Origin of the sequence: Leclercia sp. M-A074-M, assembly GCF_965195605.1 — a bacterium.
Lineage (GTDB): Bacteria > Pseudomonadota > Gammaproteobacteria > Enterobacterales > Enterobacteriaceae > Enterobacter.
The window spans coordinates 29134-48838 of record NZ_CBDAHM010000006.1 but is presented as its reverse complement, the minus strand read 5'-3'; the positions used below and the strand labels follow the sequence as shown (position 1 = coordinate 48838).

Sequence of the window (19705 nt, the reverse complement as noted above, 5' to 3'; positions counted from 1 at the left end):
GGGGTGACAAATCGTATTAATTAGGGCAAAGGCCGGTCGGCGCTTTAAGTGGGCCACACGCATCGTAACCGTACACCTTGTAGCCTTTACTTTTCATACAGCCTGAAATTTTTTCGTTCCTGGCAACGATCTCCTGAAGCGTTTGCTCCGGGCGGGCGCTACCACCGTTCCAGCTACCATCATCAAGATTGGCATTTTTAGGTACGCCACAGCTATAGAGATCGGCTTTACGCTGTTCATTATCGGTGTAACCGCCAGCACCTGGCTTCTGAAACGTTTGCACATAGCGCACGTATTGATAGTCGGTTGAATCCATATTGCCAACAACACAGCCGCTGAGTGTGAAACAGAAAAGGATTGGATATATTTTCATTTGCGGCTCCCTGTATTAGTCCTTGTCAATTAACCTTAGCTGAACGTTGCTACCATCAGGAACGTCTCTTATTTGTAATGCAAAATTGGCTCTCGCTTTCATTGCTATTGTCGATTTTTCTAAATAAAGTTTATCTGGCTCATATTCGCCACCCACTACAAACGGAATTTTGGGAACCAGGCGATAGCCCGCTGGTATTGAACCATACTTCTTCTGCCACGCGTTTGCCAGTGGGTAGCCCGTTAAGACATCATAGTCTTCAAGGATTTGTTTACACCATTCATTGATATCTGGTGCAAGATAATCAAATAAGCACGTCTCAGGATCAAACGTGTATATGCCATCTTCTTTTAGACAAAATTGACCGCCGCAACCGGATAAGAGTTTTTCCAAAAATTTTGACATGTTAGTTATCATATTTAAAGTCAATATTAATCCTGAGTGTTTCAACGTTTACCGTTACCTCACAGCCCTGCCAGAAAGGCTTTTCGAGTGATTGAACGTTATCAACGAAAAAATTCCTCAGTTCGACCAAAAGATCTAAAAGTCTTTCACTGGCATCTGCTGTTTCAGTAACCCAATGCTGGTTTCCCTGTTTATCGACATAGTCATAAGTAAACTCACCGCAGTCGCTTTCAGGTTCTAACTTTGCGTTCAGAATGATTTCTACCGCATCCTCAGGCGCGATCGAAAGCAATACCGCACCAATGTCATTATAAATATCCTGGGATTCGCGCATCATTCCTCCTGACAGATAAATTTGCTCAAAGAGGGCAATATTTGTGCCCGTAATCGTTATACACCGATTCGGGCTAAAATTTGATTAAAATCGTTACAAATCATTGTGTTTTAATTTTTAATTAACGTTGCGTGACACAGATGATTATGCTCCTTGTACTGAAGATGTACTGAGTGGTTCCCGTAATCATACTTTGACCATCCATTAATCCCTCCAAGGAGCATGTCGACTTTGCCTTCGCCAGCCAAAGTGGGTTTTCCAAGCAATTTTGTAATGTATGCTCTGTCCATTCCCGCTTCAATTCCAGGGATGAAATTACCTGTAAACGGTGAATATTCATCTTCATAGCCAAAGTAAAAATGAATATGACTTAAGCAGTCTTTCCGAAACCCCATCTCGATACCCGAGTGGTAAAATTTATAGTACTTTGTTTTTCCATCCGGATCATTATATTCGCCAGCATCAGCTGATATAACCGGGGATTCACCGATAGCATGACACAGGTTGTTAACTCCAATAGAATCTTCCCTTTCACCAAGAACATCTATAAAACTAGCCCATTCCACTGTCATTTTATAACCCCATCTGGCGTGTACTTCTCAACTATAATATATCTTGTTTGTTAAAGAACAAATTTATAGCCAAAATTCCGCTAACAAAGTGCCAGGCAATTTAAAGTCAATTACGCCTATCAGAAAGTGTTTCAACAAAGTCATTATAGGCTTCATGAAGATGATAAAAATAAGCATCGGGCTCATTCTTAACAATCTCGTATCGTGCTAACAATTTTGTGAATAGCCCTTCGGGAACGGGATGAGGTTCGGCTTCGTTTTTATCACAATAAAAATAAAAAAACGCCTTTTCAAGTTCCGGGATAGAAAGTCTTTCCGCCTGGCTATAAAGATACTGATACGCGAAACTCCATTCACTGGACAGTAGTAAAAAATCAAGTGCGGCTGATTTTAGTTCATCATTGGCCTGGGACTGCTGCAAAAATCTCTGGCAATACTTTAGCGCCGTGGGTTGTTCTTCCACGAGCAGCATGCCCAGATATTCCAGAGCATCATCATTCGGATCGTTAAATGAATTAGATTCGACATAGCCGTTTGACTGGTAGAGATCTAATCCTGCCCGTAATTGGTTAACTGATTTATTCGTCATTTAAAGGCCCCTGTCGTCACCGTCGATAATCGTTTCGTTCATTGTTCAGGAAGCAGAAATAATTTACATCATCCTGGCCACGTCATCGGGACAGAGCGAATTCACATCCAAATACAACCTTCCAGCCATAATCACCTTACCTTAATTTTTGTTCAGGAAAGAAGGTTAAACAGGTCGCGTCTGAGCTGATCGAGTTCATCGTTCTCACTCATCAAAACCTTTCCGTTTCTATACAGTACGAGATCGTTTAGAGATCCCATTCCACCATAGAGATTGAGAAAAATGTGTTTGGTATCATCAGGTTCCAGCTCATATTTTTTAGCCAGTTTACAAATACTACTGACCATTCGGCATAACCCCCTAATTCTAATAAAGTAGCCATGCGTTGCATTTTCTCTACGATTAGCGTCGTTTTCTCGATAGTCAATACCTTCACCTGTTCTTCGGCCATTTGCTCGGTGGGTTTACCGGGCACTTACCCCGTGGCGATGTCGCCAGGGGCGCTATTCTCAACAACAATCCCAGTCTGCTGGCTGAGATTGTTGTTGGCTTATTTATCTGCTTCTTTTTTTCTTTTTACGCTCTTGTAACCTGGCTTTAATCCAGATGCCGAAAGCAAGTATTAAGCCGCCAGCGATACCTTTCCTTAAGGCATCACTGAAAGCTTCTCTCCAATCGAACTCAAATACATTTATTTTAAAATAAACGATTACTGAAACGATTAGATAGCCGATGACTACCGCAATAAACAATATGCTTACACATATGCAAACCAGTTTAACCAAATCCTTAATGTTAATTTTTTCCATTTTTCTTTCCTGCATTGTCAAGTTTATCTTTAACTTTATTGCCGGAAACCTCTCCCACAGTGGCCCCCGTAGCTGCTCCAATTATTTCAGCACTACCTTCTTTTATAACAGGTTTTAGCTGCTCGGTTGCCACTTTGCCAATACCACCACCAAATAGAGAGCCAACTCCGGCGCCAATAGTTGAGTTAGTTGGATCTTCACCTTTAATACTACTACCTATTGCCGCACCACCCATATTTATAGGAGTTGAAACCAGAATACCTTTCCCCGTTGTTGCTGCGGCTGTTACTCCCGCCATGATTGCGTCCACATAACTGAAAGGATCCTTTCCTGCCAGTTGCACACCCGTATTTACTCCAATACCAATTGCAGCATTAGCGGCCATACCTTTCACAGTAATGCCCAGCACGCTGCCCCCGAACATGACAGGTGCGTCGCCAATGCTGGCATTCGATTTATGGTAGCCCCAGGTATTCATGATTGTCTGAGCCTTAGACATGGCCTCAGAGTCAGGGTTACGTTTCATGTAATCCTGTCCGGAGAGCAAACCTTTGACCAGTTCTTGCGAAACAGCAGAACCGTATTCCCTCTCCATCTCTGATGCGTAAACACGTAAGTAACCTGCCAATTCAGCCCGTTCATTGCTGCTCATCTGTGATGGATCTTTAGTAAATTTAGAAACCAGTGCATCGCTACGTTTGTCGGCATTTTCCAGCTTGATTAGCTCATTGGCAGTTGCTAATGACTTATCACCGTTCTTAATTTTCTCAACGGCTTTGTCAAGTTTGTCTGAAGATGTAGAACCAAGGAAATTATTCTCAACCGTCGTTTTACCCGCCTGCGCCCCCGCCACAGCAGACGCAGAGCTGTCGCCCACCAGTCCACCGGACAAGCCCGCCGCCAGCGTCGCCAGCGCAGAAACCGTCTGCTTCTGGGTTTCGTCCAGCTCGTCGGCCGGTTTCCCGTACATCTCGGTGGCGATCATCCCCACCAGCTCGCCCGTGGCGGCACCGGCGGCGCCCGCCAGCGCGTCCTGGCCCTGGGCGGCGGCGAGCGCAGCGTTGACCACCGCGTGGGCGGCGACTTTGCCCGCGTCGTTCAGACCGCTGTAGTGACCAATCACCTCCGCCACGTATGGCGCAGCACCGCCCGCGAGAGCGGCACTGAGATCGCTCCCGGCCAGCCCCTGAACCGCTGCCGTCGCCGCCTGAATCGCCTGCTGATACTGCCCGCCGGTGCCAAAGCCGGAGGCACTGAGCGCGTCGTTATACGCTGTCTGGTAGATCTGGCTGTTAATGTCTTCAAGAGTCGCGGTTTTGCCCGGGTTGGCTTTCTCCCACGCCGCTTTCGCCTCCTGCAGATCCTGCGCGTTGACGTTTTTCAGCTTCTCTTTCGCCGCGTTGGTGGCGCGGATGCTCCCCTCGGTGCGGGCAATATCCGCTACCTGATTGCCAATCTCGCCGATCAGCTGCGCCTGCTGGAGCCGCTCCTGCTCTTTCTCTTTGTCGAAGATAGGGGAGAGCGTCTGGTTGGCGTGCTCCACGTCGCGGCTGAGCTGATTGACATCCTGAACCTGACGATCCTGGTCGCGGACAATCAGGGTGCCGTCCGATACTGCGGCGTGCGTGGTGCTGCTGTCATGCCCGTCGCGGTTGGCCCCCACCAGCAGGCCGTTCGCCATATTCCCGGCAAACTGGCTGCCGATGCTGCCCCCGGTGCTCATCCCCACGCTCTGGTGTTCCACCTCGAAGTCGGCGCGGTTTTCGATATCGCTGAAGCCAATGGTGCCGGTATCGAGACGGTTTTTATCGGCGGTAGCCGTTGAGCCAATCACCGCCCCGTTGAGCTGGGTATGTTCGCCCACGGTGACGTCGTAGCCGCCTTTGCCGGCGAAGATCCCGGTCTGTTCCACCACAGAGTCGTAGTTGCTGTGCATCTTGTCGCGGCTGAGGTTGACGCTGGCCGAACCAGTCATAGAGCCGATGCTGAAGCTGCCCCCCGCGCTGGCGTTCTGCTGCTTCGAGTCGTAGCGATCGCTGTCCTGCTCGGAGGTGAGGGTCAGGTTGCGGCCAATGTCCGCTTTCACCGTTTCGCCGCTCACCTGCGCCCCGGTCAGGGTGGCGTCACGTCCGGTCAGGATATTCACCTGGCGGCCCGCGTCCACGGTGGTCTCGCTGTGAGTGGTGCCGGTGCCGCTCTCGTTACCCTTGCCGCGGTTGACGCTGGCGGAGATGTTGATGCCCGCGCCGCCGGAGCCGTATCCGATGCCCACCCCGACGCTGCCGCCCTTGCTCTCGTTTTTGCCATCCAGCAGCTGGGTGTTTTGCGCCGAGCGCAGATACAGATCGCGGTTGGCGGCGAGGGTGAGATCGTTGCCCGCTTTCAGCTGGCTGCCTTCCACAGTCAGATCCCCGTCCACGCCACGCGCGCCGCTGCCGGTGGCGACAACGCTCAGATCGCGCCCGGCGTTAAGCGTGCTGCCCTGGGCGGTGTTCTGCTCGCTGTACTGGGTCGATTTCGACGACTGGCTGCCGTAAGAGAGGCTGATGCCCACGGTATTGGTGTTTGATTTGTCTGCCCCCAGCGCCTGGTCCATGCGTGCGGCCTGGGCAGCCTGCACGCCGGAGAGCGCGGCCTTCACGCCCTGCAACGCCTGCATGCGGCTGCTGCCGGAGGATTTCGCCTGCTGGGAGGCCTCAACGGCGCTGTTCAGCGCGCTGCCGACGGTGCCGGAGAGCGCCAGGGTCAGCCCGGAGGTTTTCTGCTCCACCTCATGGGTCTGCTGGCTGCGGTTGTTCACCGCCGTGATGTCGACGTTTTTACCCGTGAGCGTCATGTCCTGACCGGCCACCAGGTCGGAGCCGCTCACCGTCAGGCGATCCCCCGCCCGCAGGGTCAGGTCGCCGTCGACGCTGCCGACGGTGCTGCCCGCCTGGGTCGCGTCCGCGCCGGTGTCGGTGGTTTTGATGCTCCGGGTGCCGACGCTAAAGCCGATCCCGCCCGAGCTCATTAGCCCCGATTTTTTCTCCTGCTTCTGGTGCAGCTCATTATTGCGTTCGGCCTGGGTCTCCACGCTCAGGTTGTTGCCCGCCAGCAGGGCCACATCCCCCGTGCCCGCCACGTTGCTGCCGCGCACGGTGAGATCGTTTCCGGCGGTGAGGTTTACCGTGTCGCCGTTCAGCTCGCTGCTCTGCACCGTCTGACGGGCGATCTGGTCGCGGGTAGTGGTGGTGGTTTTCGACAGGAAGCCGTTACCGCCCACCACTTTGTGCCGTTCGTCCAGATCCTGGCTGTTTTCGCCTGCCGTCAGGGTCAGGTTATTCCCGGCGCTGACGTTCAGCGCCTGCCCGGCGGAGAGGGCAGCGGCGCGGGCGTTGAGGTCATTCCCGGCGGCCAGGGTCACGTCGCCTTTGCCGGTCACCTCGCTGCCGATGCTGTTGGTCTGGCCCTGTTTCAGGCTGTTGTCGCCATCCCACACCAGGCTATCGCGGCTGGCGGTCTGGAGATCGTTGAAGGTCATATCCCGCCCGGCCACCAGCTGCGCTTTGCCGTTCTCGCCGCTGGCGATCACCTGTGCGCCGGTCAGAGTGATATCCCGCCCGGACTGCAACGCCAGTTTGCCGTCGTCGCCCTGCACGTAGATGCCGGAGACGCTGTCGATGGTGGTGCGGGCGAAGCGGTTCTCGCCGTTAACGCTGTCGGCACTGAGGGTGGTGCTGGTGAGATTGATATCGCGTCCGGCGCTGGCCAGCACGCTGTTGTCACCCACGATGGCACCACCGATATTGTTGATATCGGTGCGCGCGTTGAGGTTGACGTCTGCCCCCTGAATCGTCCCGGTCTGGTTGGTGATGTTGTCGGCGTCCAGTTGCAGGACTTTGCGCCCGGCAAGGGTTCCGCGGTTAAACAGGTCGCCGTTAAGCTTGATGGAGACGTTGTTCCCGGCAATCAGCGCGCCAGAGCCGTCGATATCACCCGGTTTCACTTTGGCGTAGACCTGCGGCACCAGCACGTTCTCGGTGGAGCCGTCCGGCATCTTCACCCGGGTGTTGACCAGCCAGACGATATCCCCGGTCAGCAGCGCCATCTGCTCTGGCGTCAGCGCCACGCCAATCTTCAGGTCGTACTGCTTGCCGAAGGTGATGCCGCGATCCATCAGCGCCTTGTACTGCTCTTCGTCGTTGCTGTAGCCATCCAGGTAGCGCTGGCCGGTGATGCCAATCACCTGCTCGCGGATCAGGCGCTGCTCGTAGTAGCCATCCCCCAGCCGTTTCAGCGTGTTGTCGCCATCGGCGGTAAAGGCGTCCTGCATATAGTCGCTGCCGAGCCACTGGCGCTCGTTAGTGAAGCGCGGATCGGTCTCCACCAGGTACGGCACCTCCGCCGACGGGTTCACCTTGAACAGGCTGTTGTCCGGCAGGGTGGTGTTGGGGCCGATAATGCGGATCGCACCGTCGGCCGGGGTCACTTCAAACTGCTGTCCGGCAGGTGGGGTCACCGGCTCGCCCGGCGAAACGGTCTGCTGCGGGGCGGGTTTCACCCCGGCGGCCTGGCCAATGGTCACGTCCGTTCCCTGTAGTACCAGCGGAGTGATGCTGAGATTGCTGCCCTCGACGCTGCCGTTGCTGATCAGCTGGCCCGGCTTCAGGGAGATGTCCTGAATGGTGGTGGGCGGGGTATATGCCGTGCGGTCGCGCCCCTGCTCATCGTCGCCCTTGTGGCGAATACGGTAGTAGTGGGTGACGGTGCCTTCATCGGTGGTGTAACGCTTGCCGGGCACGTCCTCGTTCTGCACGCTGCCCAGCTGGTCGATTGCCAGGGTGCCGCCTGCAATCACCTGGCTCTTGTCGTTAAACAGTTTGTCACCGGTCAGCAGCAGGTTGCCCCCGGCGAGGATCTTCGCCGGGTCGCTCTCTTTGATGCGCGTTTCGTCAATGGTGCGGGTGTAGTCGTACTGGTTGAAGTTGTCGTTATTTGCGCCGCTGTCTTCTGGCGTATTCAGGTTACGCAGTCCGTCGGAAGAGTTGTCATCCACCCAGACGCCTTTTTCTGTCGAACTCCAGCGGTTGGTTGACCCCGTGTGCTGATAGTCGGTGAGCTCTTCCTGCGACACCCGCACCACCTCGGTGGAGAAGTGGTCGTTGATGTTGTTGATCTGCCCGGCGGCAATCGCCATATCCCCGGCGGATTCAATGGTCGAGCTGTGGTTATTGAGGGTCCCGGCGCGGCCAGTGACGGCGCCGTTATCATCCAGCGCGCCGCCGATGGTCATGCTGCCCGCACTGTAGATCAGGCCGTGGTCGGCGTTGTTCAGGGTCTGCACGCCGAGGTTGACGCGCTCGCGCCCGGCCAGCGTCGCTGCGGTGCCGTTTTCGGCGAGGTTGTTAAAGGTACCCACATTTACCCCCACCGCATCGCCGTAAATCCGTCCGGTGCCGGTGTTGGTCAGGGTGTCGGCGTTGATGCGGGTGGCGATCCCGTCGATCAGGCCGGTGTTGCGTACCGTGCCGCGGGCCGTCAGGGTGGTGCTGCCGGCGTTGATTTCACCGCTGGCGAGGTTATTAAGATTCGCGCTCTGCACGTTGAGGGCGCTGCCCGCCATTAGCTGGCCGCTGTTGGTGAGATCGCCATCGGTGGTGAACGTCAGGTTGCCGTTGGCGAGGGTAGTGCCGCTGTTGTTCACGCCGCGGGTGCTGTGAAGCGTCATATCCCCCAGCGACAGCAGCTGGCCGCTGGCATCCAGAGACTGAGCCTCCACGCGCAGCGCTTTACCCGCTTTCAGGGTGCCGTCCGCGTTCAGCAGATTCAGGGCGCTACCGCTGAGATCCAGGGTATCACCCGAGGCCAGCACCCCCGCGCCGTTGTTCAGCACGCCGCTGTTATTGATGCTCAGGGTGTTATTCGCCAGGATACTGCCGCGCTGGTTATCCAGACTCCCGGTGTTCAGCGCCAGGCTCTGGCCCTCCAGCCCCTGGTTCTCGCCGAGCGTACTGGTGTTAACAAATTCCAGGGCAGTGAGGGTCACGCTTTTGCCGCTGCGGATCAGCCCGGAGACGTTATCCACCACACCCTGGGCGCTGTCGAGGAGCAGGTCGCCCACCGACTGGATCTCTCCGCCGCCGTTTTGCAGGTTACCGGTATGCAGGGCGGTATCGGCCTCGCCAATGATGCGTCCATTGTTGCGGTTATCCAGGCTGGTGGCGGCGATCTCCGCCGCGCCGCTGGCCGCCAGGGTGCCGGCCTGGTTATTCACGTTGTCCGCCGAGAGGTTCAGCGCCCCCAGGCTGTTCAGGGTGCCCGCGCTATTATCCAGCGTGCCAGAGGTGACAGCCACGCCGTCGCCCTGCAGCACGCCTTTATTATTGATGAGCTGCGAGGTGCCCAGTGACAGGCTCCCTGTCGCAGCAAGCTGCCCGGACGTATTATTCAGCGTGCCGCCGTTGAAATTCAGGCTTTCGCCGGAGAAGGTAGTCCCCTGGCTGTTATCAAGCAGGCCGCCGCTGAGGGTCATAGCCCCGACCGATTTCAGTGCGCCGCCGTTATTGGCGAGGGTGTCGAACCCGGCGGTCAACGTCCGGTTCGCACCAATCTGCCCGTCGGTGTTGTCGATAGCCCCCGCGCTCAGGCTAAAATCGCCCTCGCTCGCCAGGAAGCCGCGCTGGTTATTCAGCGCGCCGCTCTCAAGATTAAGGGAGCCCTGAGAGAGCAGGGCGCCGTCGCGGTTATCCAGGGCGCCGCCGTTGAGGGCCAGGGTTGCGCCGTCGGCGACAATCACCCCCTGCTGGTTGTCGAGGCTTGCGGCGCTTATGCGCTGGGTTTTCGCCGCCTCAATGCGGCCTTTGGCGTTGTTCACCGCCTGCTGGCTGGCAATCTCGCCGTCACCCGCGCTAGCTGAGATCAACCCCTGCTGATTGTTTACGCTCCCGGCCTCGAGCCGGGTGTTGCCCGCTACCGCCACGATCTGCCCGGCGGTGTTGTCGAGGGTCCCGGCCTTAAGCTGCACGCCGTTCGCCGCGCCAATCTGCCCCTGCTGGTTATTGAGGGCGCCTGGCAGGTCTACCGCCAGGGTGCTGCCGCCGCGCTGCACGATGTTGCCTTTCTGGTTGCTGAGGTCGTGGGCGCTGAGGCTGATGGTCTCCGCCCCCAGCGTGCCGCCGTTGTTATTGAGCATTTTGCCGGTACGCACAGTCAGTTCGCTGGCGTTGACCTTCGCGCTGGCGGTGCTCACGCCTTCCGCGCCGCCGTCCAGCAGCACGCGTTTGCCCTGGGTCTGGCTGCCGCTGACGTCCACCCCCTGGCCGCTGGCACTGAGATTGCCGCCCGCCAGGGTTTGCCCGTGGGCGCTCAGCTGGCCGCGGGTGCTGATTTCCAGATCCCCCGCATCGGCGAGCTTGCCGTCGCTTTTCACCCCGGCGGCCAGCACGCTCTGCTGACTGCCGGTGAAGCTGGCCGCGTTCACCCGGACGTTATTCGCGGCGGTCATCACGCCGCTGTTGTGCACTTCCCCTGCGGTTTGCAGGCTGGCACTGTCGCCGGCGCGCAGGGTGCCGCTGTTCTCGATGCGGCCGTCAGCGGAGATCGTTACGCTGCCCGCCTGGGCGCCAATGGCCCCGGCGTTACGTACCCCGACGCCGCTCTCGGTGCCGACCATGCGGATTTTGCCTGCGTACATGCCACCGAGGCTGGCCACGTCCACCGCCAGCTGCGGACGGGTGGCAGGATCGTCGCTGCCTTTTTCGATCGTCTCGTGGGCGGCATCCACCTTGTTACGCCCGGTGGTGACCTTCAGATCCTTGGCCCACAGCCCGGCATTAACCTTCACCGAGCGGGCAATGATGTCGGTGTAATCCGCGCCAGAGGTGTCCATCCCCGCGCCTTCAACCACCACTTCGCCGCGCTCGACGTTAAACCCGGTCAGCGCGCCGTCTTTCATCTGCGGCTGACCGGTGGTGAGGGTGGCGCGGTTGGCGTTGATAAAGCCGCAGCCGCTACAGGTAATGCCTGACGGGTTGGCGATCACCACCTGGGCTTTTTTACCGGCCACTTCGATCATGCCGTTCAGCTTGCTCGGGTCGCGGGAGCTCACCTCGTTGAGGATCACTTTAGCTTCGCCTTTCGCCAGCCACGGGTTGCCCGCCACCATGCCGCCGATGTTGGTCTGCACGTTTTTGTGCGAGTTGTTGAGGATCGCCCCTTTGCTCTCCACGTCGAACTGGGTGTAGTTGTTACGCGACACCCCCGCAGCAGATGGCGTCTGGATATTGACCTGCGGCGTGCCGTTGGCGCTGTTGATGACCGTTGGCTGCTGGTTTTTTGGCGCACCGGCGTCGGCCACGATAGTGGCCTGCGCCGTCTGCACGGCCCCCATCGCCAGCCACAGGCTAAAGCTTAAGGCGCTCACCTTGCCGATAAGCTGGCTGTGGGTATGGCCAATGCCGGAAGAACGGGACGAACCCGCGCGGCCGGAGCGGGCGATATCCGCCACCACCATCAGCATGCCGCGCGCTTTGTTAAAGACAATTCGGTACAGGTTCTTATTCATGGTTCATTCCTTTAAACGCTTCCGGCAGGCTCACGGTGAGCGGGTGATTCTGTTGCCACTCTCTGGCGTGTTGACGGCTGACGCGGCTGCCGTGGAACAGCATTACGCGCTTGCCACGCGCCGCGCCGCGGTGATACAGCGCGCGGCAGACGTGGTCGGGGAAGATATCGCGACGCATCAGGTTATACATCGCGGCGGTATGGCCGAAGGGGGCGATCCAGTCGCAGAACCAGATCCGATCCCCGCAGTCCCAGTCCGCCTCTCGCATCTCGATGGCGGGGCGGGTGAGGTAGCGGACTTCCGCCTCCTCGTTCAGCCAGGCCCAGCTGAGGAAAAAGACCGGGCGGTCGTTTTCGCTCACCAGCACGTACTGGCGGCGCTTGATGATCGGCAGCAGCAGGGTGGGCAGGGCGTGCAACGGGGCATCCCGGTGCATCGGGGAGTGCATCCACAGCCAGACGGTGGCGCCCAGCACTTCGGCCTCGCTCTCCTCACCGCCGAGGATCAGCGGCGCTTTGATATCCAGATCTCCGACGCGCATCACCAGCTCCAGTTGAGGTTAAAGCCGAGCGTCAGATCGCTGGTTTCAAAGCCGTCCGGCTTCGAGAATGGCGTCCCGGCGAACAGGTCGTAGCCGGTGTTAAAGGCGTTGCCGCGCAGGCCCGCTACGCCGCCCGCCAGATGTTTACCCACCTGGAGATCGGAACTGTAACCGCCCACTTCGCCGTAGTCGGCGCCCAGATAGAACTCCTGGTTCGGCAACGGCGTGCGCCAGGCCAGATCGTTACGCACGTACCAGCCGTGGCTGGCGCTGAGGGTGCGTTCGCCGTCAAAGCCGCGCACCGTCCAGCGGTTGCCGATGGCGAACTGATCCTGCGGCGTCAGCGGCGTGTTGCTGATCTGACGCAGGTACTGCACGTTGTAGCGGAAGTTTTGCGTACCGATGGCAAACGGCAGATCGAGCTGGGCGCTCAGCAGGGTAATTTTGCCAAGCGCGGTGGCATCGCCCCAGTACTCTTCCGGCGCAGGCCGGGCACCGAACCAGCGGGTGCCGCGCTGATAGCTGATGCCCGCATCCAGCGTCGCCTGGCCGATGTAGTGGCGATGATCCAGCCCGATGCGCCAGCCCGCGGTCTGACGGCGCTGGACGCCCACTTCCGTATCGTCGATATAGTTGCGGGTCTCCCGCGCCAGCACGTCGTAAGAGAAGGTGGTTTTTTGTGAGCCGCTGCGGTGCAGCACCCGGCTGAGCTGAATGTCGAGGTTTTTACTTTTACCGCTGTAGCGATAATCCTCGTTCAGCCCGGCGACGGTCTGGTGGTAGTCGTAGTCGCTGCCGGTGACGCCCAGCATCCAGTAGCCAAACGGCACCGAGTAGTGGGCGGTGACGTTTTTACTCCCTTTGCCGCCCTTGTCGTTCAGATCGTGGCTGGCAGAGACATAGAGCAGATCGCTCAGCGAGAAGGGGTTATCCAGCGACAGCGTCACGCCGCCCTGGTAGCGCCCGGTGGTTTCGGTCCCGGCATCGTCCAGCGAGAGGCCGATACGCCACATTTTGCTCTGCTTGCGGGTGATGACCACGTCGCTCTCGCCCGGGTTTTCCCCCGGCAGCAGCTCCATACTGGCCTCAACCGTTGGCAGGCGCTGTAAGTTTTCCAGCCCCTGTTCAATATCGCGCAGATCCAGCAGGTTGCCTTCGTGAGCCGGGAAGGCGCTGTAGAGCTGGATATAGTCGTCGCTCTCTTCGGTCAGCTTCACGTGGCGGATAGTGCCCGGCACGATGGCAAGCTTCAGGGTGCCGCTCTTCAGATCCTGCGACGGGGCCAGCACGCGGGTGGTGATCCAGCCGTGGTCGACGATGCGGTTCTGCAGGGTGCTCATCAGCAGGTTAATGCCCTTGCCGCCCAGACAGCGCCCCTGCGCCTGGTCCGCAATACGCTGCAACGGCACCCAGTGGGGCAGGGCCTCCTCGCCGCTTAGCTCGACGCGGTTAATCGGAAAACAGGGCGTTTCGGTCGGGAAGGCAATGTTACCAAAACCGGATGACGGTTCTGAAAGGCGCACATCCGGGACCGGCGGGGTTAATTGCTCCTCTAATGCTCTCTGGCGCTGCTGCTGAATAATAAATTGATTATCGGGTGGCGCCGCATGGGCAGAGACCATTAAAGACAGACCAGAGGCTGTCGCCATTATCAGGGCAATATTATGTCGGGCTTTCATCGGCGAATCCGTGCTGTGTAAGCAATAAAGAAGGCAATGTGAATTTGTGTAAAATTGTTTAAGTATTGCGAGGGGAAGGAAAGGGGGATTAATCCTAAAGCCCGGAATTATCCGAGTTTTTGGCTCCTTAAATCTGGTAGGTTAAGGTTTAGAGAATATATTCCTCAGGGTTCTCGTGGATATTCGGGAATATCCACGAGAAACTTAAGTGAAATTTACACTATTTCTGAATACGGTCGACACGGACCACCGGTGGATTTGATTTTTTATCCAGACTGCCGTTAATGCTGATCATATTATCGGGCTGGACGGTACGGCCATCAAATACCGCCTGGGGGATCACCGTATCAATAGTGCCGGTTTTATCGCGGAATTTAAATTTATCGCCGCCGGAACCTTCTATGAGATTACCGCGCAGGGAGATCGTAGCCCCGTCGTGCATCTCTTTGGCCTGCTCCACGGTCATGATGCGGGCATCTTCCGCGCCACGATAACCATCATCCAGCGCGTGCGGTGGAGGAGGGGCAGTATCTTTCTTCAGTCCACCATTATCATCGGCATATACAGCCGGAATTATAAGACAACACAATAAGGGTGCGACGGATAATTTCATACAGCCTCCTTGGTTTAGCCTGCTTGACAGATTAAGCCTGGTTGCTATTTTTTATTTTGCAAACAGGAACAGTCTTAATCAAATTTATCGATAAAAATCATCTGGCTGCATAATATTAATTAACGAGACGGTGAGGTGATAAATGGCAAAAGCCAAAGAACCCCCCCCTGAATTGCCCGGCGTCAAACAGAGTCATGCTGCCCTGCAGTTTGAATACGATGCGCACCGCTTCGGTTTTTTTCTGTTAATACTCATTATCACCGCTGCGCTGTCAGGGCTTTTTTCTGGTGGCTATTTTAGCGAAGCGACAAAGAGTAACGCTCCGGGTAATTTGCAGGTTGAGTATGAACGTTTTGGACGCTTGCAAACGCCCATTGAGTTGAAAATTAGCGTGCCAGAACAGAGTACTACGCCGCTGACGTTGCGCATCGGCGGCGAATATATGGAACGGATGCAAACCGATAATATCTGGCCCCAGCCCGATGAAATGTACAGCGAGGGCGGGGAGATCGTGCTGGTTTATCAGGAACCGCGCAAGGGTTTAACCGTCTGGCTCTATACCACCCCACAACGCCCCGGCAAAACCGACCTCTCTGTCACGGTAAATAATCAACCGGGCCTCTCTTTCTGGCAATTTATCTATCCCTAAGGCACCAATATGGAAATGATACTCAGGGCGGTGGCGATTTATCTGATTTTACTGGTGGTATTTAAAATCGCCGGCAGGCGGGCGCTGCTGCAAATGACCAGCTTCGATCTGATCCTGTTATTAATTATTAGTGAAGCTACGCAACAGGCGCTGCTGGGGGATGATTTTTCCGTCACCGGCGCCATGCTCACCATTATTACGCTGGTGGTGGTGGATATGCTGTTTGGCATGGTAAAAAAATATATATCCGGTGCGGAATCGGCCATCGACGGCTCCCCGGTTATTCTGGTGGTGCACGGTGAACTGCAAAACGAAAAATTAAAGAAAGTCGATGTCTCCTGCGACGACATTCTGGTCTCTGCCCGGCAAAATCACGGCATAACCACTCTGGAAGAAATTAAATACGCCATACTTGAACGTAATGGTCATATTTCGATTATTCCTGAAGAGAGTGCATCATGAAAGAAAATGAAAATGTCTGGAACCAGGCCAAAACCACCAAAGAACTCACCAGCCAGGTATCAACTGTCCTGATCGATCTGGGCTGGCTGCTTACTACCGCAGAATCCTGCACCGGCGGCAACCTGGCCTCTGCGCTCTGCGCCGAGAAAGATACCGCCTCGTTCTTTGGTACCGGCGTGGTCACCTTTAACAACGAAGCTAAACACAAGGTACTGGGTGTCAACAATGCCACCCTGGAAAAATATACCGCCGTCAGTAGCCAGACGGTGGGCGAGATGGCTCAGGGCGCACTGGAGCTTGCCGACGCGGATATCAGCATCGCCATCAGCGGTTATGCCGGGCCGGACGGCGGTGAGGATGGCACTCCGGCAGGCACCGTCTGGTTTGGTTGGTCTTTTCGCGGTGAGGTCACTACCGCCGTGCAGCACTTCACCGGCGAGTGTGAAGATGTGATTGAGAAAGCGGTTCGTTACGCGCTTTCTGAACTGTTGCGGCAGATCCCGCACTGGAAAAAGCAACTGCATTAAGGAGAGCATGATGAGCGTTGTGGTGATCACCGGAGCGACGGCTGGCGTGGGCAAAGCCACGGCGCTGCGTTTTGCAGAGGCGGGCTATCACGTGGGGATTATCGCCCGGGATGACCCCAGCCTTGAGGCGGCGCGGGCCGAAATTGAACGCTTCGGCGTGAAGTGTCACACGGTGAATGCCGATGTGACGGACGCGTCGGCCATCATGGCGGCGGCCAACGCGTTCGAGACGCAGCTCGGCGCAATTGATGTATGGATCAACAACGCCATGTGCGGGGTGCTGGCGCCGTTTCGCACCATGAGCGATGAGGAGTTTCGCCGGGTCACGGACGTAACCTACCTGGGCTACGTTAACGGCACCCGGGCGGCATTGTCCGTGATGACCCCGCGCGATGCGGGACAGATTATCCAGGTGGGCTCTGCCCTGGCTTACCGCTCCATCCCGCTCCAGTCCGCCTACTGCGGCGCGAAAGCGGCGATCCGCGGCTTTACCGACGCGGTACGCACCGAGCTTATCCACGAGCGTATCAATATCCAGCTGACGATGGTGCAGATGCCGGGCCTTAACACGCCGCAGTTTAGCTGGGCGCGCAATAAGTTTGCCTTCGCTATGCGCCCAATCGGACCGGTCTATGAGCCGGAGGTGGCCGCCGAGGCGATTTTCAACGTGACCCGCCGCCCGGTGCGGGAGCTGTGGGTCGGGCGCAGCACCATACAGGCGATTATCGGCCAGTTTCTCTTCCCCGGCCTGCTGGATCGCATGATGGTGAAAAAGGCGTGGGAAGGGCAGATGACCAACGAACTCAACGTCCCCGAGCGGCAGGATTATCTTTCCGGGCCGGTCAGGGGGATGCACCAGGTCCACGGGCGCTTTTCCGACGAGTCGAGAACCCGGGCGACGGCCATCACCTCCGGCGTGCCGGGGAAAGTACTGCTGGGTAGCGCTGCGCTGGCGGGACTGCTGCTGGTGGGGAAACTGATCACCCGGCGGAAATAGGGTAAGCAGTATCGTTTTGTAGGCCGGGTAAGGCAAAGCCGCCACCCGGCTTTTTATTGCGCACCGCCCGGCGGCGCGATGCTTGCCGGGCCTGGGGGCGATTTGTAGGCCGGGTAAGCGTCAGCGCCACCCGGCAATGCTGCCGCGCTTAATGGTAGCCCTCGGTGTCGGTCACCTTGCCGCGAAACACGTAGTAGCTCCAGGCGGTATAGACCAGAATCAACGGGATGATCAGCAGCGTGCCCACCAGCATAAAGAGCTGGCTGGACGGCGGCGCGGCGGCGTCCCAGATGGTGATGCGTGGCGGGATAATGTTGGGCCACAGGCTGATGCCGAGCCCGCTAAAGCCAAGGAAGATCAGCCCGAGGGTCAGCAGGAAGGGTCGGGTATGGCTGTGCGGATCGCGGGTGAGTCGCCAGATCCACAGACCGAAGATCCCCACCAGCAGCGGCACCGGCAGGAAGTAGAAGAAGTTCGGCAATGTGAACCAGCGGTCGGCCACATATTGCCAGTCGAGCGGGGTCCAGACGCTTACCACCGCCACGACCGCCAGCAGCGCCAGCAGCACCTTGCGGGTCAAATCCCGCATATGGCGCTGTAATGCCCCTTCGCTTTTCATAATCAGCCAGGTGGTGCCCAGCAGGGTATAGGCCACCATCAGCCCCAGCCCGCAGAAGAGGTTAAAGGGGGTCAGCCAGTCCAGCGACGAACCCGCGAAGCGGCGGCCTTCAACGTCAAAGCCGTTAATCATCGCCCCGACGACAATCCCCTGGCTGAAGGTCGCCAGCAGCGAGCCCCCGGCGAAGGAGTAGTCCCAGAAGGCGCGGTGCGACGGCGTGGCTTTGAAACGAAACTCGAACGCCACCCCGCGGAAAATGAGCCCGATCAGCATCGCGGTCAGGGGAATGGTCAGCGCATCGATAACCACCGCATAGGCCAGCGGGAAGGCGCCAAACAGCCCGGCTCCCCCCAGCACCAGCCAGGTTTCGTTTCCGTCCCATACCGGGGCGACGCTGTTTACCATCACGTCGCGCGCCTGCGGGTCGCGCTCAAAGTAGAAGAGCATGCCGATACCTAAATCGAAGCCATCCATGATGATGTACATCAGGGTGGCGAAAACGATGATGGCAAACCAGATAACTGAGATATCGACGCCCATTACAGTTTCTCCTCTTCCGGAACCGGTTCTGCCGCCGAGAGCGGGCGTGCGGGTCTGCCGTCGGTCTTCATCGAGAGATTATCGGTAGGCTGCGGTCCTTTCTTAATCAACCGCACCAGATAGACTAACCCCACGCCAAATACCGAGCAGTAAACAACGATAAACGCCAGCAGGCTGATGCTCATTTGCAGGGTGCTGTGCAGCGACACCGCATCAATGGTGCGCAGATAGCCATATACGACCCACGGCTGGCGGCCCACCTCGGTCGTAACCCAGCCGGCGAGGATCGCGACGACACCCGCTGGCCCCATACTCAGGGCAAAGCGGTGGAACGGGCGGGAGTGATAGAGCCGACGGCGATGGCGCAACCAAAGGCTGATAACCCCCATCAGGATCATCAGCAGCCCCAGGCCCACCATCACGCGGAACGACCAGAAGACGATGAGCGAGTTAGGGCGCTCATCTTTCGGGAAATCTTTCAGCGCCGGGACCTGCTTATCCAGGCTGTGGGTGAGGATCAGGCTGCCAAGCGCCGGGATCTCCAGCCCATACTTGGTGCGCTCCTCTTCCATATCGGGCACACCAAACAGCAGCAGGGGCGTCGCTTCGCCAGGGGGATTTTCCCAATGCCCTTCGATGGCGGCGATTTTTGCCGGCTGGTGTTCGAGGGTGTTCAGGCCGTGCATATCCCCGACAAAGGCCTGAATCGGCGCCACCAGCAGCGCCATCCACAGCGCCATTGAGAACATTTTGCGCACCGCCGGGCTGTCGTTACCGCGCAGCAGATGCCATGCCCCGGAGGCGCCAACAAACAGGGCGCTGCTCAGGAAGGCGGCGATGGACATGTGGATCAGACGATACGGGAAAGAGGGGTTAAAGATGATGGCGAACCAGTCCTCGGGGATGACCTGACCGTTCTCGATGCTAAAGCCCTGCGGCGTGTGCATCCAGCTGTTGGAGGCGAGGATCCAGAAGGTGGACATCAGAGTGCCCAGCGCCACCATACAGGTGGCAAAGAAGTGCAGGCCAGGCCCAACCTTGTTCCAGCCAAACAGCATGACCCCAAGGAAACCCGCTTCGAGGAAGAAGGCGGTGAGCACTTCATAGGTGAGCAGCGGGCCGGTGATGCTGCCGGCAAACTGCGAAAAGCCACTCCAGTTGGTGCCAAACTGGTAAGCCATCACCAGCCCGGAGACCACGCCCATGCCGAAGTTAACGGCGAAGATTTTTAACCAGAAATGATAGAGCGAGCGCCAGACATCATTTTTCGTTCTCAGCCACATCCCCTCCAGTACCACCAGATAGCTGGCAAGGCCGATGGTTAACGCCGGGAAGATAATATGAAATGAGACAGTGAAGGCAAACTGAAGCCTGGCGAGATAAAACGCATCGAGTTCGAACATCGTACTCTTCCCCTGTCAGCGAAAAGCCCCGTATAAAACGGGGCATCGTGG

General features: G+C 57.4%; 18 protein-coding genes. 4 read left to right on the top strand and 14 right to left on the bottom strand.

What is annotated here, in order from left to right; genetic code table 11:
* Positions 1 to 16: 16 nt before the first annotated feature.
* The 12 genes from ACOKCT_RS13455 to ACOKCT_RS13400 all read right to left on the bottom strand — a co-directional run bounded on the left by ACOKCT_RS13455 (position 17) and on the right by ACOKCT_RS13400 (position 14457).
* Positions 17 to 373, bottom strand: coding sequence for a hypothetical protein (locus ACOKCT_RS13455; protein WP_420193568.1), 357 nt, complete (start codon positions 371 to 373; stop codon positions 17 to 19).
* A gap of 15 nt (positions 374 to 388) precedes the next feature.
* Positions 389 to 778, bottom strand: a complete 390-nt coding sequence (locus ACOKCT_RS13450) for a hypothetical protein (protein WP_420193567.1) — start codon at positions 776 to 778, stop codon at positions 389 to 391.
* A gap of 1 nt (position 779) precedes the next feature.
* Positions 780 to 1115 (bottom strand): hypothetical protein, encoded by a 336-nt coding sequence (locus tag ACOKCT_RS13445; RefSeq protein ID WP_420193566.1) that lies wholly within the window; start codon positions 1113 to 1115, stop codon positions 780 to 782.
* Between the two features lie 107 nt (positions 1116 to 1222).
* The gene (locus tag ACOKCT_RS13440; RefSeq protein ID WP_420193565.1) at positions 1223 to 1684 is read right to left on the bottom strand and encodes a hypothetical protein; all 462 of its coding nucleotides are present in this window, start codon (positions 1682 to 1684) and stop codon (positions 1223 to 1225) included.
* Positions 1685 to 1790: 106 nt separating this feature from the next.
* On the bottom strand, positions 1791 to 2273 hold the full coding sequence (locus ACOKCT_RS13435; RefSeq protein ID WP_420193564.1) for a hypothetical protein: 483 nt from the start codon (positions 2271 to 2273) through the stop codon (positions 1791 to 1793).
* 152 nt (positions 2274 to 2425) lie between these two features.
* Entirely contained in the window at positions 2426 to 2581 is a 156-nt protein-coding gene (locus ACOKCT_RS13430) for a DUF6966 domain-containing protein (protein WP_371816560.1), read from the bottom strand.
* Complete coding sequence (locus ACOKCT_RS13425) at positions 2521 to 2724, bottom strand: hypothetical protein (protein WP_103180830.1); 204 nt, start codon at positions 2722 to 2724, stop codon at positions 2521 to 2523. The genes ACOKCT_RS13430 and ACOKCT_RS13425 overlap by 61 nt, the downstream gene beginning before the upstream one ends.
* A 103-nt stretch (positions 2725 to 2827) precedes the next feature.
* Positions 2828 to 3082: a hypothetical protein gene (locus ACOKCT_RS13420; RefSeq protein WP_103180829.1), complete on the bottom strand. Its 255-nt coding sequence runs from the start codon at positions 3080 to 3082 to the stop codon at positions 2828 to 2830.
* Positions 3069 to 11624 carry a hemagglutinin repeat-containing protein gene (locus ACOKCT_RS13415; RefSeq protein ID WP_420193563.1) on the bottom strand — a complete coding sequence of 2852 codons (8556 nt, stop codon included), beginning with the start codon at positions 11622 to 11624 and terminating at the stop codon, positions 3069 to 3071. Before ACOKCT_RS13415 ends, ACOKCT_RS13420 begins: the two co-directional genes overlap by 14 nt.
* On the bottom strand, positions 11617 to 12165 hold the full coding sequence (locus ACOKCT_RS13410) for a toxin-activating lysine-acyltransferase (RefSeq protein ID WP_420193562.1): 549 nt from the start codon (positions 12163 to 12165) through the stop codon (positions 11617 to 11619). Before ACOKCT_RS13410 ends, ACOKCT_RS13415 begins: the two co-directional genes overlap by 8 nt.
* Entirely contained in the window at positions 12165 to 13814 is a 1650-nt protein-coding gene (locus ACOKCT_RS13405) for a ShlB/FhaC/HecB family hemolysin secretion/activation protein (protein WP_236560492.1), read from the bottom strand. The genes ACOKCT_RS13410 and ACOKCT_RS13405 overlap by 1 nt, the downstream gene beginning before the upstream one ends.
* A 250-nt stretch (positions 13815 to 14064) precedes the next feature.
* Complete coding sequence (locus ACOKCT_RS13400; RefSeq protein WP_103180825.1) at positions 14065 to 14457, bottom strand: YdeI family stress tolerance OB fold protein; 393 nt, start codon at positions 14455 to 14457, stop codon at positions 14065 to 14067.
* A gap of 142 nt (positions 14458 to 14599) precedes the next feature.
* Between ACOKCT_RS13400 and ACOKCT_RS13395 the strand changes: the two genes are divergently transcribed.
* Genes ACOKCT_RS13395 through ACOKCT_RS13380 form a run of 4 tightly spaced genes read left to right on the top strand, consistent with a single transcriptional unit; the run spans position 14600 to position 17092 of the window.
* On the top strand, positions 14600 to 15106 hold the full coding sequence (locus ACOKCT_RS13395; protein ID WP_159340333.1) for a hypothetical protein: 507 nt from the start codon (positions 14600 to 14602) through the stop codon (positions 15104 to 15106).
* 9 nt (positions 15107 to 15115) lie between these two features.
* Positions 15116 to 15568, top strand: coding sequence for a DUF421 domain-containing protein (locus ACOKCT_RS13390; RefSeq protein WP_103180823.1), 453 nt, complete (start codon positions 15116 to 15118; stop codon positions 15566 to 15568).
* Positions 15565 to 16095, top strand: a complete 531-nt coding sequence (locus ACOKCT_RS13385) for a 2-oxo-tetronate isomerase (protein WP_156655127.1) — start codon at positions 15565 to 15567, stop codon at positions 16093 to 16095. Before ACOKCT_RS13390 ends, ACOKCT_RS13385 begins: the two co-directional genes overlap by 4 nt.
* 10 nt (positions 16096 to 16105) lie before the next feature.
* On the top strand, positions 16106 to 17092 hold the full coding sequence (locus tag ACOKCT_RS13380) for an SDR family oxidoreductase (RefSeq protein WP_420193612.1): 987 nt from the start codon (positions 16106 to 16108) through the stop codon (positions 17090 to 17092).
* A 148-nt stretch (positions 17093 to 17240) separates the two neighbouring features.
* On the opposite strand, the gene cydB is transcribed toward ACOKCT_RS13380, so the two are convergent.
* Both cydB and ACOKCT_RS13370 read right to left on the bottom strand, forming a co-directional pair.
* Positions 17241 to 18251 carry a cytochrome d ubiquinol oxidase subunit II gene (gene cydB, locus ACOKCT_RS13375; RefSeq protein ID WP_420193561.1) on the bottom strand — a complete coding sequence of 337 codons (1011 nt, stop codon included), beginning with the start codon at positions 18249 to 18251 and terminating at the stop codon, positions 17241 to 17243.
* Positions 18251 to 19654 (bottom strand): cytochrome ubiquinol oxidase subunit I, encoded by a 1404-nt coding sequence (locus tag ACOKCT_RS13370; protein WP_103822604.1) that lies wholly within the window; start codon positions 19652 to 19654, stop codon positions 18251 to 18253. The genes cydB and ACOKCT_RS13370 overlap by 1 nt, the downstream gene beginning before the upstream one ends.
* Between the last annotated feature and the right edge of the window lie 51 nt (positions 19655 to 19705).

Bases quoted from the DNA above. Each gene is read 5' to 3' on its own strand.
- cydB (WP_420193561.1), bottom strand. From the start codon at position 18,251: ATGGGCGTCGATATCTCAGTTATCTGGTTTGCCATCATCGTTTTCGCC.
- ACOKCT_RS13395 (WP_159340333.1), top strand. From the start codon at position 14,600: ATGGCAAAAGCCAAAGAACCCCCCCCTGAATTGCCCGGCGTCAAACAG.
- ACOKCT_RS13385 (WP_156655127.1), top strand. From the start codon at position 15,565: ATGAAAGAAAATGAAAATGTCTGGAACCAGGCCAAAACCACCAAAGAA.
- ACOKCT_RS13390 (WP_103180823.1), top strand. From the start codon at position 15,116: ATGGAAATGATACTCAGGGCGGTGGCGATTTATCTGATTTTACTGGTG.
- ACOKCT_RS13405 (WP_236560492.1), bottom strand. From the start codon at position 13,814: ATGGCGACAGCCTCTGGTCTGTCTTTAATGGTCTCTGCCCATGCGGCG.
- ACOKCT_RS13450 (WP_420193567.1), bottom strand. From the start codon at position 778: ATGTCAAAATTTTTGGAAAAACTCTTATCCGGTTGCGGCGGTCAATTT.
- ACOKCT_RS13455 (WP_420193568.1), bottom strand. From the start codon at position 373: ATGAAAATATATCCAATCCTTTTCTGTTTCACACTCAGCGGCTGTGTT.
- ACOKCT_RS13380 (WP_420193612.1), top strand. From the start codon at position 16,106: ATGAGCGTTGTGGTGATCACCGGAGCGACGGCTGGCGTGGGCAAAGCC.
- ACOKCT_RS13435 (WP_420193564.1), bottom strand. From the start codon at position 2,273: ATGACGAATAAATCAGTTAACCAATTACGGGCAGGATTAGATCTCTAC.
- ACOKCT_RS13410 (WP_420193562.1), bottom strand. From the start codon at position 12,165: ATGCGCGTCGGAGATCTGGATATCAAAGCGCCGCTGATCCTCGGCGGT.
- ACOKCT_RS13415 (WP_420193563.1), bottom strand. From the start codon at position 11,624: ATGAATAAGAACCTGTACCGAATTGTCTTTAACAAAGCGCGCGGCATG.
- ACOKCT_RS13425 (WP_103180830.1), bottom strand. From the start codon at position 2,724: ATGGCCGAAGAACAGGTGAAGGTATTGACTATCGAGAAAACGACGCTA.
- ACOKCT_RS13370 (WP_103822604.1), bottom strand. From the start codon at position 19,654: ATGTTCGAACTCGATGCGTTTTATCTCGCCAGGCTTCAGTTTGCCTTC.
- ACOKCT_RS13445 (WP_420193566.1), bottom strand. From the start codon at position 1,115: ATGATGCGCGAATCCCAGGATATTTATAATGACATTGGTGCGGTATTG.
- ACOKCT_RS13420 (WP_103180829.1), bottom strand. From the start codon at position 3,082: ATGGAAAAAATTAACATTAAGGATTTGGTTAAACTGGTTTGCATATGT.
- ACOKCT_RS13400 (WP_103180825.1), bottom strand. From the start codon at position 14,457: ATGAAATTATCCGTCGCACCCTTATTGTGTTGTCTTATAATTCCGGCT.
- ACOKCT_RS13440 (WP_420193565.1), bottom strand. From the start codon at position 1,684: ATGACAGTGGAATGGGCTAGTTTTATAGATGTTCTTGGTGAAAGGGAA.